At 55.3% G+C, this 16,441-nt stretch carries 4 protein-coding genes; all 4 read right to left on the bottom strand.

Annotation, left to right across the window (positions count from 1 at the left end; translation table 11 throughout):
- Positions 1–30 precede the first annotated feature (30 nt).
- The 4 genes from KCG39_RS00845 to KCG39_RS00830 all read right to left on the bottom strand — a co-directional run bounded on the left by KCG39_RS00845 (position 31) and on the right by KCG39_RS00830 (position 16,173).
- A complete protein-coding gene (locus KCG39_RS00845; protein ID WP_049114989.1) occupies positions 31–1,236 on the bottom strand; it encodes a beta-barrel domain-containing protein in 1,206 nt (401 codons plus the stop codon).
- On the bottom strand, positions 1,233–3,380 hold the full coding sequence (locus tag KCG39_RS00840) for a type I secretion system permease/ATPase (protein WP_004131041.1): 2,148 nt from the start codon (positions 3,378–3,380) through the stop codon (positions 1,233–1,235). The genes KCG39_RS00845 and KCG39_RS00840 overlap by 4 nt, the downstream gene beginning before the upstream one ends.
- On the bottom strand, positions 3,377–4,813 hold the full coding sequence (locus KCG39_RS00835) for a TolC family outer membrane protein (protein WP_004131040.1): 1,437 nt from the start codon (positions 4,811–4,813) through the stop codon (positions 3,377–3,379). Before KCG39_RS00835 ends, KCG39_RS00840 begins: the two co-directional genes overlap by 4 nt.
- A gap of 170 nt (positions 4,814–4,983) precedes the next feature.
- Positions 4,984–16,173, bottom strand: coding sequence for a BapA/Bap/LapF family prefix-like domain-containing protein (locus KCG39_RS00830; RefSeq protein WP_211811504.1), 11,190 nt, complete (start codon positions 16,171–16,173; stop codon positions 4,984–4,986).
- Positions 16,174–16,441: the final 268 nt, after the last annotated feature.

Here is a 16,441-nt window from a genome sequence, read left to right as displayed (position 1 = left end):
CCCGTAGCCAATAAGGAGCTCGCACATTGATTAACGTTCCCTTAATGCTTCTTTTGCCCGATTAAACGGTTTGACCAGATAATCCATGACCGTTTTTTCCCCGGTCTTAATATCAACGGTGGCAATCATTCCCGGGCCGATTAAAAAGCGCTTACCGCTTTTATTTTCCAGGTAATCGTAGTCAGTACGAATAAACACCCGATAGTAGTAAATATCGGGTTTAGCTTCGTCCTGGGTCGTATCCGGCGATATGGTTTCCACCACGCCGTTAAGCGCGCCATAGATGGCATAATCATAGGCGGTAATTTTCACCAGCGCCTGCTGGTCAGGATGAATAAAAGCGATATCGCGCGGTGAAATCCGCGCTTCAATTAATAATCGGCCATCTACCGGAACAATTTCCATCAGCTCGCCGTTCGGCGCAATAACCCCACCAATGGTGTTGACCTTGATATTTTTTACGATCCCCTGAACCGGCGAGCGAACGGTTAAGCGCGTGACCGAATCGGCGCGGCCTTTAATCACTTCCGCCAGGCTGGCCACGTCGGCATTGGCTTTTGACAGCTGTTCACGTGCGTCAACAAAATAGCGGGTATTAAGATCAATCTTTTTAAAGCTAATATCCGCGACCTGTTGGCGAAGACGTAGCACTTCAACATTGCTCGCCGCTCCGGTTTTCGCCAGCCTTTCGGTGATGGCCAGTTCGCTATTGACCAGTTTTAGCGATTCATCCAGTTGGCGCGTCGATTTGCTCAACTGCTCCTTGCGGCTATGGTAGAGGCGAGTCTCTTCGGCCAGCAGCGCGGGCCAGGCTTTCAGGGAGTCGGGAAACGCCAGCGGCTGATTGTTGACTTCGGCAGTTAAACGAATGCTCGCCGCCAGCGAGGCGCGATATTTCGCCTGGCTTTCGCCGACATTAGATTCGCTGCGGGTGGGGTCGAGACGGGCCACGACCTGTCCGGCTTGTACCTTGCTGCCTTCCCGTACGTTCAGCTCGGTTAAAATACCTCCGTCGAGGGTTTGTATCACCTGCTCGCGGGAGCTGGGGATCACTTTCCCGGTGCCCGTTGAGACTTCGTCCAGTACCGCGAACCATGCCCAGACGCCGCCCACCAGCAGCATCACGGTCAGCAGGAGAATCAGCCGTCGCGATTTTACGATCTGCGCTTCGTCTTGTTCGCTCTCCGGCAGCAGCGCCACCGGGTCATTGTCGGCCAGCAGGGGAAATTTACTCATATATTCACCACCTGGCCGCGGGCTTTCTCTTGTTCAAAGACCGTCGCTTTGGGTTTATCCAGCGCCAGCTGCCCGTCCTGGATAACCAGGATCCGATCAACGATATTGAGCACCGCCGCTTTGTGCGTGGCGATAATCATCGTTCTCTCACCGGCCCACTGCGCCAGCTGTTCCACAAAAGCTTTTTCCGTTCGCTCGTCGAAAAACGAGGTCGGTTCATCGAGCAGGATAATGTTCGGATCGCGCAGCAGCGTTCTGGCCAGCAGCAGCGACTGCCGCTGGCCGCCTGACAGCCCCAGTCCGCCTTCCATAACGACGTGTTCAAGACCAAGGGGCAGTTTGCGCACGAACTCCAGCGCGCCGCACAGGGTAAGCACCGAGAAAATTTCATCATCCGTCGCCGCCGGACGCCCGAGGATCAGGTTCTCGCGCAGGGTGCCGTGAAACAGCCGTGCTTCCTGGGTCAGCAAGGTGGCGTTGCGGCGAATATCCGCGAGGTCGATCTGCGGCAGGCTTAAATCATCCAGCCGCAGCTCGCCGGAGACCAGCTCGATGTTGCCCATCATCGCCTGCAGTAAGGTCGATTTACCGGCGCCGATTCGTCCAAGAATAGCGATTCTCTCCCCGGCTTTTATCGACAGTTGGTTAATCCGCAGCGGGATGGCGGCGTCGTTAAGGCCATAGCGGAATTCCGCCTGGCGGAACTCGTAGTTGCCGTGCAGCACGGCGCGATGAACCCGAGGTTCGTCCTGCCCCCCTTCGACCGGCAGCGCCATCAGCGTATCGAGGCTGGCCTTCGCCGTTTTCACCTGCTGCCAGCGCGCAAGTACCCCGCACAGCGCGGTCATCGGCGCCACCATGCGGGTCGATAGCATCGATGCCGCCACCATCGCCCCGGTGGTGATGTCGCCATTAATTACCAGCGGCGCGCCGACCACCACCACCGTGGCGTACAGCAGGTTTTGCACCGACATTCCCCAGCTGACAAGGCCGTGGGTGAGCCTGCGCGTTTTGACCCCTGACTCGGCGGTAATCGCGATATAGCTATTCCACTGATGCAAGAAACGGCTTTCCGCCTGCATCATTTTGATGTCCTGCAATCCCTGGATGCTTTCCACCAGGATGGCGTTACGCAAGGTATTTTCGTGCTGGTTTTTATTGGCCAGCGCCGCCAGCTTGCGCTGCAAAAGCAGGCCGGGGAGGATCATCAGGACCGTCGCCACCGGCGCAATCCAGCTTAGCCACGGCGAGACAATAAACAGCACCACCTGAAACAGGAGAAAGAACGGTAAATCCGCCACGATGGTCATCATCGTCGAGGTCATCATTTCTCGCACCTGCTCCAGCTCGCGGATTTGCGAAATAAAGCTCCCCGTCGAGCGCGGCACGGCGCTGTTTTTCAGGCGCAGCGCGTGGCCGAAGACCCGGTCAGAAACGCGAATATCCCCGCGTTTGCCGAGCAGATCCGTGACGTGCCCGCGCATAATTTTCAGCACAAAAGCAAAGACCGCCGCCAGCAATACGCCGCTGAACAGAACATAAAGCGTGGGATAAGACTGCGCCGGGATCACCCGATCGTAAACCTGCATCGAAAACAGAATACCGCTCAGCGCAAGAACGTTTATCGCAAAAGACGCCAGCATCACGTGCATATAGGGGCGAATATCTTTCAGCACAATTTTGCGCAGCCAATCCGGCTGAAAACGGGCCAGATAGCTCTCGGTGCGAATATCCCTTTCCGGCGCCGCCGGGCGAAAAGCAATGGTCTTTTCAATTTCCGGCAGCAGGGTTTCCAGCGGGCAGTAGCTGAGCAGCGCGAGCTCCTTCACAAACCGCACCCCGACGGCGTTATTGACGTCAACGCTTTCAACCACGGCGATTTGGCCGTCGCGAAGCTGGATGACTAGCGGTAGCCGCCAGGCCGACATTTTCTGATCGGCGGCGGATAAAAACTGGCAGTTTAGCCCGGCGTGGCGCGCCAGGTGCCGGAGCGCCTCCGGCAGGGTTTTCTGCGTCGCCCATTCGGCGGCGGCATGCAGCGTTCCGGGCGAAAAGCTTTGTCGATAGTGGTTGGCAATAAAGGCTATCGCATTGGACCAGTCGATCAGATGCGGTATCCCGGCGCGTTCATCTTGTGAGGTCATGGGCGGATCTCCACGCCCTGGATATTTTGTTTTTCCAGCGCGAACACCGTGCGCATCTTGCCGGTGCTGAACAGGCAGTCCAGCTCCAGGGAGCGCAGTTGCGATTCCGTCAGGACCTGGCTAAATCTGGCCTGGTAAATTTCCTGATCGACGTTGAGCAGATCCAGCAGCGGGCGCGAACCGAGCTGAAGGTACTGATCCTGATACAGCGCCCGGGTTTGTTCGCCCAGCTGCTGCTGGCGCTTTTGAATACCCAACGACTGAGCCAGATTAACCGCTTCATCGCGCGAGGCGTTGAGTTTCTGGCTGGCGTCCAGCTGCGCGGTTTTGATCGCCGCATTCGCCGCCGCCAGGCTTTGCTGGGCGGCGTCGCGGGAGGCGGTCATCGCCCCGCCCTGATAGATGGGCATCTGTACTTTAACCCAGGCGGAATATTGCGTTTTATTGAGCACCGCGCTGTTGGCGTAGTTATCGTTGAGGTAGTGGGTAACTTCCGGCTCAAGGGAAATCGTCGGCAGCATTTGCGCATTGGCGTTATCCAGCTGCGCCTGCGCCTGACCGGCCTGGGCCAGCGCCGCTAATACCGCAGGCACTGAGCGATAATCGATTTTGGCTACCGCGCAGGCGGCATCCATCCCCTGCGGGACGTCATCCGTTACCGTGGCGATTCCGCCGATGCCAATGTAGGTCGCGAGCGTGGCTTTCCAGCGCTCAAGGGCCGCCTGATATTGCAGGAGCGTGGATTGTGCGCCTTCCACGCGGGTATCGGTCTGCACGACGTCCGATAAAGACGACGCCCCCGCATCGTTGCGCTGGCGAATAAGATCGCCAATCTGTTTGAGCGAATTGACCTGCGCTTTGGCGATTTCCACCAGCTTCTGATAGCCCTGAACCTGGACTACCGCCGCCGCGGTGTCATGAGCGACCTGATCGATGCTCAGCATGACGGTAGCCTGCTGTTGGGCAACGCCGGAGTCTGCGGCTCTGACCGAGCTGGACACTTTGCCGAAGTCGTACAGCATTTGCGATACCGACACCACCAGCGATGGCGTATATCCGGCATCAGAATAGGTATTACTATAACCATTATTCATACCCGCACTAACTTGCGGGTAATATTTGGCTTTCGCCACGTCGACTTTCTGCGCCATCTCCTGGAGTTTACTCACCTCCTGGGTTATAGACGGATGCCAGTTCACCGCATTTTTTACCGCTTTTTTAATATCCAGTGGGCCGGATATTCGGCTTTGGCTATTAATAATATCCTCATTATACCCCGCGACCTGTTGGCTATCAGTTAAGCGCTGGCTGCTAATATCATTCGGCATTAAATATGAATTTTCCGCATGAGCAGAAAATGCCGGATTGAAAGAAATAAAGAGGGCTGTATAGCCGCAGGTTATGACATTCCTTTTTTGTTTAAATAGACGCATCAAATTTACCCTTCAGAAAACACGTACTGAAAAAACGGATATAATCATTCCCGCATCATTATTTTTATTAAATGATAGTCGGCTATCTACCGGTTCACTGACCGATTCATTCCTCCGCAATGAAATAACCTCGACGGCGCTTCCCTGCGCCGTCAGCGTTATAACGCCAGTTAGTTGGAGTTATTCGTATCAATCAGCTCGTTGAGCGAATTGATATGCACCCCTTCCAGCGTAATTAAGGTTGTTGATTGATGGTCTCCGGCCCCGCCGTCGCGGTCGATGGATACCACCGTGTTATTGCCAACGTAGCTCAGGGTCACATAGTTGCCCAGGCTGCTGCTGTTCCCATCCCAGTCAACCAGCAGCGCAGACACATCGATATGATCCCCTTGCGCAACCGAGAAATCCTTCCAGGTATCGCTGCCGTTACCGCCGGTATTGTCATCGGCCAGCAGGTTGTAAACCACCGTGTCGGCCCCGATACCCAGGGTGAAGGTATCGTCATAAGCGGTGCTGTGGACATCGTCTCCGTTCACGCTGCCGGTCATCTGCGGATGCAGATCGATGGTCAGCGTCGCCGCGGAAGAAACGCCATTGCTGTCGTTTACCGTGTAGGCGAACACCTCCTTGTGCGTGATTGTCGACACATCCATCCCTGCCTTCAGACTGTAGGTATAAGAACCATTATTCGCCATCGTCAGGGTGCCATAGTCACCGTAAATTGTGACGCTGCTTCCGGTTACTGCGCTACCGTTGCTGGTGGTGATACTGCCATTACTGTTGAAGGTCCAGGATTCGGCACTGCCAGTGGAAGTATGTCCGGCGACGGTGTATGAGGCATACAGTACGCCATGGAAATCTTCCGTACCGCCTGAATTGTTTCCGTTCTGGATATTCCCGCTGACGTTGGTTCCGGCCACCGTATAGTGGGTGGCGGTGTCGAACGTTGTACCGGCGATAGAAGCTCCAACCGTATAATTCGGCGCTGGCGTTAAGAAAGTATCCAGAGTGGCGGTGGCTTTCGAAGCCAGGACCATCTCGTAATTTCCTTCACTCAATGCCACACCCGTTAACGTTAGCGTATCCGTAGCGCTAGCTGTTGCGCCTATAATCGTGGTCAAATTTTCTGTCGGCGTCCCTTGCCATACCAGGACCTTACTGCCATCGGTGAGCACGTGATAAATGCTGACCGTGCTGTCAATCCTGACGGTGTTGACCACCGAGCCACTCGCGGTGTAGTTCACTTTCACCGAGAGGGTATCCATTTCACGATCGGCTCCCACGCTAAAGTTAATCAACTTACTCGCTGATACTCCGCTCCCGCTCGACTTACCGCTTGTGTTCAGTCCAGAGGTGTCAATCGCTGGAACATTCACCGTTGCCAGCGCCGTTGCCACGTTCAGCGCAACCACGTCATTCACCGCCAGCGAAGCCGGGCTGTCGATATCGAACGTCAGCGTCGTGCTCGCCGTGTGGCCCAGACTGTCGGTTATGGTGTAGGTAAAGACTTCCGATTGGCCGACGCTATTCACTCCGCCATAAGGCTGATAGGTATAGCTACCGTCGCTAAGGATGGTCAGCGATCCCCAGGCACCGGCTATCGTCGTTCCGCTGCTGGTGACCGCCACCGGATCGGCGTCGGTTACCGAGGTGGCGGTAACGCTGGTCACCTTAATATTTACCCCGGTGTCCGCCACATCGCCGTCGCCATCGCTTTGCAGGACGTTACCCGTCAGGCTGTCGGTGTGATAGCCCTCAGAGTCGGTGACCTCCACGTTGATAAAGGTGCCCAGGTTCAGGTCCAGCAAGGCGCCCAACAGGCCGCCGGTATTCGGTGAAGAGACCACCGCCGTGTACGATCCTGAAGGTAACATTGAGGACCAGCCGCCGCCGCTGTAGTCAAGGCTGAGACCCAGTCCGTCAACATTAATATTGACGGCGTTGGTCAGAACCTGCACCACTTCGCCGGTCGCCTTATCGACGATTGAGAGATCCGCCGTAAAGGACGATGCGCCGCCCAGCAGGCTCAGCAACGTGCTCAGGGCCGCGCCCAGGCTCAGGCCAGTGCTCCCCGAGACAGTGAGCAGCACTTTTTCGTTCGCGCCGGCGGCGACATCAAAGTCAAAACTATTGCCGTTGAGCAAACCAACGTTGACGGAACCGAGTAACGAGACGCCGACAAGTTGGCCAACGGTACCGCTTTCTCCGTTGAGCGTATCGAACGTCGCGGTCAGATCCGTTTCCTGCGCATCCGGATTGGCCTGCGCCGGTTCGATGTTGCCGCCGATATTAATCGTCAGGTTAGTCGTCGAGGTATTGCCCGCTTCATCAGTAATGGTATAGCTAAAGACATCCGATTGACCGATAGCGGCCCCGCCTTTGGTCAACTGGTAGCTATAGCTGCCATCAGAGTGAATCGTCAGTACCCCATAAGCCCCGGTGATATTGACGCCAGCGCTGGTCACGGTAACCGGGGTCGATCCGTCGACGGAGTCCGAGACCGCACTGGTGACCGAGATGCCCTGACCGCTATCCTGCATATCGCCGCTGGCGGTGGTATCCAGCACGTTACCTTCAATGGCGCCGACGCTATAGCCAACGGAATCCGTCACGTCCACGTTGACAAAGCTTGCCACCTGGGCCGCCGCCAGCGCGTTGATCAACGATACCAGGGGGCCGTTACTTTCCGGCGCAGAGATAATCATGGTGTAGTCACCCGCCGGCAGATTGGCGAAGGAGACCGTGCCGTTATAGGAGAGTCCGCCAAGCAGGCTCGCCGAGATATTGACGCTGTTTTCGGCAATCGCCACGACTTCGCCGGTGGCCGTATTTACCACCGACAGATCGGCTGTCAGGGTATTTCCTGCCCCCAGCAGGTTGACGATAGTGGTCAGCAATCCGCTCGCCGTCAGCAGCGAGTTGCCGTTCACCGATACCGTCATATCTTCAACGGTTCCGGAACCCACGCTAAAGCGCAGATTATTGCCCGACAGCAGCGAGACATCGACGGTGCTGAGTAACGTCAGGCCAACCAGTTGGCCGCTGGTACCGCTGACGTTGTTCAGGTTACCTTCCAGCGCGACAACGTCCGGGCTGTTGCTATCGGGGATGGCCTCGATATCGCTATCGGAGTCCGAGTCGCTGTCGCTATCCGAGTCGCTGTCCGAATCGGAGTCGCTATCGGAATCCGAGTCGCTGTCCGAATCGGAGTCGCTATCGGAATCCGAATCGCTATCGGAATCGGAATCGGAGTCACTGTCAGAGTCAGAATCGCTGTCCGAATCCGAGTCGCTGTCGGAATCAGAATCACTGTCCGAATCGGAGTCGCTATCGGAATCCGAATCGCTATCGGAATCGGAGTCACTGTCAGAGTCAGAATCGCTGTCCGAATCCGAGTCGCTGTCGGAATCAGAATCACTGTCCGAATCCGAATCGCTATCGGAATCGGAGTCACTGTCAGAGTCAGAATCGCTGTCCGAATCCGAGTCGCTGTCGGAATCGGAGTCGCTATCGGAATCCGAGTCACTGTCAGAGTCAGAATCGCTGTCCGAGTCCGAGTCGCTGTCGCTATCCGAATCACTGTCTGAATCCGAATCGCTATCGGAATCCGAGTCGCTGTCAGAGTCTGAATCGCTGTCCGAATCAGAATCACTGTCGGAATCCGAGTCACTGTCAGAGTCAGCATCGCTGTCCGAATCCGAGTCGCTGTCGCTATCCGAATCACTGTCTGAATCCGAATCGCTATCGGAATCCGAGTCGCTGTCAGAGTCTGAATCGCTGTCCGAATCAGAATCACTGTCGGAATCCGAGTCACTGTCGGAGTCGGAATCGCTGTCAGAGTCGGAGTCGCTGTCGGAATCCGCATCGCTATCCGTATCATCAGCCAGACCAATATTGATAGTCAGCGTCGTGGTAGCCGTATCGCCATCCGCATCCGTAATGGTGTAGGTAAAGACCTCCGTTTGACCGACAGAATCAGCGTCCCCGATCGCATGATAGGTGTAAGAACCATCGGCATAGATCACCAGCGTACCGTAGGCGCCCTCAACGATCGTTCCACCTGAGCTAACCGTTTCCGCCGCTGCCCCCGGCACCGAAGTCGCGATGATGCTGGTCACGGTAATACCCGTACCAATATCACCAACATCCCCGCCAGCATCCGTCTGCAGGACGTTACCGCTGATAATCGCGGATTCGTAACCTACGGAGTCGGTTACCGCAACATCCACCGCAGTCACTACGCTGGTATTTGCCAGGAAGTTCACCAGCGTCGGCAGCAGTCCGGTATTCGTCGGCGACGAGATCACCACCGTATAGTTACCTTTCGGCAGATCGCTGAAGCTGGCGCCGCCGCTGTAATCCAGGCTGACGCCTCCCGCCGTGATAGTCACCGCATTCGACGCCAACGCAACCACTTCACCGGTCGCCGTATTCACCACCGCGAGATCGGCCTGGAAGGTATCGGTACCGCCCAGCAGAAGCAGCAGCGTATTGATCAGTGCCGCCGAACTCAGCGTTGTCCCGCCGGAAATATCCAGCACCACATCCTGAGTCGTTCCACTCGCGACGGTAAAGTCAAAGTTGTTGCCGCTAAGCAGCGAAACATCAACCACGCCAAGCAAGTTCACGCCAGTCAACTGGGTAATCGTACCGTTTACACCATCGAGATTGTCATGGTTCTCAGATATCAGTGCGGTATTGGTATCCGCGTTGGCCTGCGGAATATCCGAGTCGCTGTCCGAGTCGGAATCGCTATCGGAATCCGAGTCGCTGTCGGAGTCCGAGTCACTGTCAGAGTCCGAATCGCTGTCAGAGTCAGAATCACTGTCGGAATCGGAATCGCTGTCGGAATCCGAGTCACTGTCAGAATCGGAGTCGCTGTCAGAATCGGAGTCACTGTCGGAATCAGAGTCACTGTCGGAGTCGGAATCGCTGTCGGAGTCAGAATCACTGTCGGAGTCAGAATCACTGTCGGAGTCAGAGTCGCTGTCGCTGTCCGAATCCGAGTCACTGTCTGAATCCGAATCACTGTCGGAGTCGGAATCGCTGTCCGAGTCAGAGTCGCTGTCAGAATCGGAGTCGCTGTCGGAATCGGAGTCACTGTCAGAGTCCGAATCACTGTCGGAGTCCGAGTCGCTGTCAGAATCCGAATCGCTGTCGCTATCCGAGTCGCTGTCAGAGTCCGAGTCACTGTCAGAGTCCGAATCGCTGTCAGAGTCGGAGTCGCTGTCGCTATCAGAATCGCTGTCAGAATCGGAATCGCTGTCAGAGTCGCTGTCGGAGTCCGAATCACTGTCAGAGTCCGAGTCACTGTCTGAATCCGAATCGCTGTCAGAATCTGAATCACTGTCGGAATCGGAGTCACTGTCGGAATCGGAATCGCTGTCAGAGTCGGAGTCGCTGTCGCTATCAGAATCGCTGTCAGAGTCGGAATCACTGTCGGAATCCGAGTCACTGTCAGAATCGGAGTCGCTGTCAGAATCCGAGTCGCTGTCCGAGTCCGAATCACTATCGGAATCCGAATCGCTGTCGGAATCTGAGTCGCTGTCCGAATCGGAGTCGCTGTCGCTATCCGAGTCGCTGTCCGAGTCAGAGTCGCTGTCAGAATCGGAATCGCTGTCGCTATCCGAGTCACTGTCCGAGTCGGAGTCGCTGTCGCTATCCGAGTCGCTGTCGGAATCGGAGTCGCTGTCGGAATCTGAATCACTGTCCGAATCGGAGTCGCTGTCGGAGTCTGAATCGCTGTCAGAATCGGAATCACTGTCAGAGTCCGAGTCGCTGTCGGAATCTGAATCACTGTCCGAATCGGAGTCGCTGTCGGAGTCCGAGTCGCTGTCAGAGTCCGAGTCGCTGTCGGAGTCCGAGTCGCTGTCAGAGTCGGAATCGCTGTCCGAGTCAGAGTCGCTGTCAGAATCGGAGTCACTGTCGGAGTCCGAATCGCTGTCAGAGTCAGAATCACTGTCGGAATCGGAGTCACTGTCAGAATCGGAATCGCTGTCAGCATCCGAGTCGCTGTCAGAGTCCGAGTCACTATCGGAATCCGAGTCACTATCGGAATCCGAGTCACTATCGGAATCCGAGTCACTATCGGAATCCGAGTCGCTGTCAGAATCCGAGTCACTGTCTGAATCCGAATCACTGTCGGAGTCGGAATCGCTGTCCGAATCCGAGTCGCTGTCAGAGTCGGAATCGCTGTCCGAGTCAGAGTCGCTGTCAGAATCGGAGTCACTGTCGGAGTCCGAATCGCTGTCAGAGTCAGAATCACTGTCGGAATCGGAGTCACTGTCAGAATCGGAATCGCTGTCAGAGTCAGAATCGCTGTCGGAGTCCGAGTCGCTGTCAGAATCGGAGTCGCTGTCGCTATCCGAGTCGCTGTCCGAATCAGAATCACTGTCGGAATCGGAATCGCTGTCAGAGTCCGAGTCGCTGTCAGAATCGGAGTCGCTGTCAGAATCCGAGTCGCTGTCGGAGTCCGAGTCACTGTCAGAGTCCGAGTCGCTGTCAGAGTCGGAATCGCTGTCCGAATCCGAGTCGCTGTCAGAGTCGGAATCGCTGTCCGAGTCAGAGTCGCTGTCGGAGTCCGAGTCACTGTCAGAGTCCGAGTCGCTGTCGGAGTCCGAGTCGCTGTCAGAGTCGGAATCGCTGTCCGAATCCGAGTCGCTGTCAGAGTCGGAATCGCTGTCCGAGTCAGAGTCGCTGTCAGAATCGGAGTCACTGTCGGAGTCGGAATCGCTGTCGCTATCCGAGTCGCTGTCAGCATCAGAGTCGCTGTCGGAGTCTGAATCGCTGTCAGAATCGGAGTCGCTGTCGGAATCCGAGTCGCTGTCCGAGTCGGAGTCGCTATCGGAATCCGAATCGCTGTCGGAATCCGAGTCGCTGTCCGAGTCACTGTCCGAATCAGAATCACTGTCGGAATCGGAATCGCTGTCGCTATCGGAATCCGAGTCGCTGTCGCTATCCGAATCACTGTCGGAATCCGAATCACTGTCGGAGTCGGAATCGCTGTCAGAGTCCGAATCACTGTCGGAATCGGAGTCACTGTCAGAATCGGAATCGCTGTCAGAGTCAGAATCGCTGTCGGAGTCCGAGTCGCTGTCAGAATCGGAGTCGCTGTCCGAATCAGAATCACTGTCGGAATCGGAATCGCTGTCAGAGTCCGAGTCGCTGTCAGAGTCGGAATCGCTGTCAGAGTCGGAGTCGCTGTCGGAGTCCGAATCGCTGTCAGAATCGGAGTCGCTGTCGGAGTCCGAGTCACTATCGGAATCCGAGTCACTATCGGAGTCCGAGTCGCTGTCGCTATCCGAATCACTGTCAGAGTCCGAGTCGCTGTCTGAATCCGAATCGCTGTCCGAATCCGAGTCGCTGTCAGAGTCGGAATCGCTGTCGGAGTCCGAGTCGCTGTCAGAATCGGAGTCGCTGTCGCTATCCGAGTCACTGTCCGAATCAGAATCACTGTCTGAATCCGAATCGCTGTCAGAGTCTGAATCGCTGTCAGAATCGGAGTCACTGTCAGAGTCCGAGTCGCTGTCAGCATCCGAGTCGCTGTCAGAATCGGAGTCGCTGTCCGAATCAGAATCACTGTCGGAATCGGAATCGCTGTCAGAGTCCGAGTCGCTGTCAGAGTCGGAATCGCTGTCGGAATCCGAATCGCTATCAGAGTCTGAATCGCTGTCGGAATCCGAATCGCTGTCAGAATCGGAATCGCTGTCAGAGTCCGAATCACTGTCAGAATCGGAGTCGCTGTCGGAGTCGGAATCGCTGTCCGAGTCGGAGTCGCTGTCGGAATCCGAGTCGCTGTCGGAATCCGAGTCGCTGTCGCTATCCGAGTCGCTGTCAGAGTCGGAGTCGCTGTCGCTATCAGAATCGCTGTCAGAATCAGAATCACTGTCGGAGTCCGAATCGCTGTCGGAGTCGCTGTCGGAGTCGGAGTCACTGTCTGAATCCGAGTCGCTGTCGCTATCCGAGTCGCTGTCAGAATCTGAATCACTGTCGGAGTCCGAGTCGCTGTCCGAGTCGGAGTCGCTGTCAGAGTCTGAATCACTGTCGGAATCGGAGTCACTGTCAGAGTCCGAGTCGCTGTCGGAGTCCGAGTCACTGTCTGAATCCGAATCACTGTCGGAATCGGAGTCACTGTCGCTATCCGAGTCGCTGTCAGAGTCCGAGTCACTGTCAGAGTCCGAATCGCTGTCAGAGTCGGAATCACTGTCAGAATCGGAGTCGCTGTCGGAATCCGAGTCGCTGTCGGAATCCGAGTCGCTGTCCGAATCCGAGTCACTGTCGGAATCCGAATCACTGTCGGAATCTGAATCACTGTCCGAATCGGAGTCGCTGTCGGAGTCCGAATCGCTGTCGCTATCCGAGTCGCTGTCGCTATCCGAGTCACTGTCAGAGTCCGAGTCGCTGTCAGAGTCGGAATCGCTGTCGGAGTCCGAGTCGCTGTCGGAATCCGAATCACTGTCGGAATCGGAGTCACTGTCGGAGTCGGAATCGCTGTCAGAATCCGAATCGCTGTCAGAATCGGAGTCGCTATCGGAATCCGAATCGCTGTCGGAATCCGAGTCGCTGTCCGAGTCGGAGTCACTGTCTGAATCCGAGTCGCTGTCGCTATCCGAGTCGCTGTCCGAATCGGAGTCACTGTCGGAGTCCGAATCGCTGTCAGAGTCCGAGTCGCTGTCAGAGTCCGAGTCACTATCGGAGTCCGAGTCGCTGTCCGAATCGGAGTCACTGTCGGAGTCCGAATCGCTGTCAGAGTCCGAGTCACTATCGGAGTCCGAGTCGCTGTCGCTATCCGAGTCGCTGTCCGAATCGGAGTCACTGTCGGAGTCCGAATCGCTGTCGGAGTCCGAATCGCTGTCAGAATCGGAGTCGCTGTCCGAGTCGGAATCGCTGTCCGAGTCAGAGTCGCTGTCAGAATCGGAGTCGCTGTCCGAGTCGGAATCGCTGTCCGAGTCAGAGTCGCTGTCAGAATCGGAGTCGCTGTCAGAGTCGGAGTCGCTGTCGCTATCAGAATCGCTGTCCGAATCGGAGTCACTGTCGCTATCCGAGTCGCTGTCCGAATCAGAATCACTGTCGGAGTCCGAGTCACTGTCGGAATCCGAATCACTGTCGGAATCTGAATCACTGTCCGAATCGGAGTCGCTGTCGGAGTCCGAGTCGCTGTCAGAGTCGGAATCGCTGTCGGAGTCCGAGTCGCTGTCGCTATCCGAGTCACTGTCCGAATCCGAATCACTGTCGGAATCGCTGTCAGAATCCGAATCGCTGTCAGAATCCGAGTCGCTGTCCGAGTCCGAATCGCTATCGGAATCCGAATCGCTGTCGGAATCTGAGTCGCTATCCGAATCGCTGTCAGAATCAGAATCACTGTCGGAGTCCGAATCGCTGTCGGAGTCGGAGTCACTGTCGGAATCCGAGTCGCTGTCTGAGTCCGAATCACTGTCAGAATCAGAATCGCTGTCAGAATCAGAATCACTGTCGGAATCCGAATCACTGTCGGAATCGGAGTCACTGTCGGAGTCAGAGTCGCTGTCGGAGTCCGAGTCACTGTCAGAGTCGGAATCGCTGTCGGAGTCAGAGTCGCTGTCAGAATCGGAGTCGCTGTCGGAATCGGAGTCACTGTCAGAATCGGAGTCGCTGTCAGAGTCGGAGTCGCTGTCGCTATCAGAATCGCTGTCCGAATCGGAGTCACTGTCGCTATCCGAGTCGCTGTCCGAATCAGAATCACTGTCGGAGTCCGAATCACTGTCGGAGTCGGTGTCATCGGTAAGATCGACAGTTAATATAAATATCGGGGATCGTCCGCTGACGTTGCCGGCCAGATCGGTCACCGTGGTGCTCAGGCTATGGGATCCTTCCTCCAGTGCTTCAGGAGTAAAGCTCCAGTTCCCGTCAACACCCGCAATTGCGGTGCCCAGTACGGTATCACCGTCATAAATTGTGACCGTGGCACCCGCTTCCGCCGTGCCACTCAGGGTTGGCGTATCATCATCCGTTACGCTACCGCTGTTCAGCGTGCCCGTGTCTTCTCCTGCATTATCAGTTACCTGCAGATCGCTAACCGGGTCCACTATAGTGTCTACCGTCAGCTCAAACGCCGGCGAACTTTCACTGACGTTCCCGGCTTTGTCCGTTACCGTAGTACTCAGGCTGTGGGTGCCTTCGTCCAGACTATCTGGCGTGAAGCTCCAGCGTCCATCCTCGCCGGCAACCACTGTGCCCAACACTGTGTCGCCGTCATAGATCGTCACCGTGGCTCCCGCTTCCGCCGTGCCGTTCAGAGTGGGCGTCGCATCGTTGGTCAGATCCCCACTCTGCAGCTGGCCGGTGTGCTCTGCAACATTGTCAGTTACCTGCGGAATGCTGGCAGCGGGCGCAGTGGTATCTATCGTCAGCTCAAACGCCGGCGAACGCTCGCTGACGTTGCCGGCTTTGTCCGTCACCGTCGCGCTCAGGCTATGAGACCCCTCGCTCAGCTCCGGTAACGTGAAGCTCCAGTTGCCATTTTCATCCGCGACGACAGAACCCAGTATGGTATCTCCGTCATAAATCGTTATTGTTGCCCCAGCTTCTGCCGTCCCTTTAATCTCTGGGGTCGTATCGTCAGTGACATCTCCAGAATGCAGCACACCAGTGATGGGGCCCACATTGTCAATGACTGCTATGTTCTGTGCCGCGGTGGGTAGCTCGGTATCAGTATCGGAGTCGCTGTCAGCATCAGAATCACTATCCGCGTCGCTGTCAGCATCTGAATCACTATCTGAATCTGAATCCGAGTCGGAATCACTGTCAGAATCGGAATCACTATCCGAATCTGAATCCGAGTCGGAATCACTGTCAGAATCGGAATCACTATCCGAATCGCTGTCAGCATCCGTATCACTGTCGGAGTCTGAATCACTGTCAGCATCTGAATCGCTTTCAGAAACCGAAGAGTGGTGGTCTTTGTTTGAGGTGCCGGCAAACATCGCCGCAATGCCCAGCAAAGCTGCGCCCGCCATGACCCAACCAGCAATACTTTGTCCTGCGCCACCGGTCGCAATGACTTCAGAGAGATCGCTAATTAGCGAATAGTGTGCTCCATCAGTACCCGCTCCTTCCAACCACCATAATGCGCCAGTGTCATCATCCATAAGAACCAAATCACTGTGCTGTCCATGTTCATCCACAACGAAAAAGTTTTTAATTGTAACGGTGTCACCGTTATGGAGTTTTAGAACAAGATCATTACCTTGGCGGGTATACGAACTTATATCCTCACGCTTAACGTGCAGGACAACCACTGACTGCGTATTGAGATTAATTTGATTGCCATCAACGGTGTATTCAACACCTGTTTCTTTCACTGTCACATTTATATTTTTCATCAGGTTGCACCCTTGAGATGAAGACGCAGTCAGAGGTATGAGATAATTCTTAATTATGCACCTTATTAGATATACCAGTTCCTGGCGTCCCGCAAGGTTAAATAAAAACAGAAACCTTACATTCTGAAATAAATAAAAAACATTAAATTACAATCACTTAAAATAATAAACTTACATTTTTAAATGTTAATTAAGGCTATAATTAAAATCGTTACTCACGGTTATTACAATGAAGATAAAATCATGGATAATACATTTCTCATATCGT

The sequence above is a fragment of the Klebsiella pasteurii genome (assembly GCF_018139045.1).
Taxonomy (GTDB): Bacteria; Pseudomonadota; Gammaproteobacteria; order Enterobacterales; family Enterobacteriaceae; genus Klebsiella; species Klebsiella grimontii.
This window is presented reverse-complemented; position numbering and strand designations above follow the sequence as displayed.

Bases quoted from the DNA above. Each gene is read 5' to 3' on its own strand.
- KCG39_RS00845 (WP_049114989.1), bottom strand. From the start codon at position 1,236: ATGAGTAAATTTCCCCTGCTGGCCGACAATGACCCGGTGGCGCTGCTG.
- KCG39_RS00840 (WP_004131041.1), bottom strand. From the start codon at position 3,380: ATGACCTCACAAGATGAACGCGCCGGGATACCGCATCTGATCGACTGG.
- KCG39_RS00835 (WP_004131040.1), bottom strand. From the start codon at position 4,813: ATGCGTCTATTTAAACAAAAAAGGAATGTCATAACCTGCGGCTATACA.
- KCG39_RS00830 (WP_211811504.1), bottom strand. From the start codon at position 16,173: ATGAAAAATATAAATGTGACAGTGAAAGAAACAGGTGTTGAATACACC.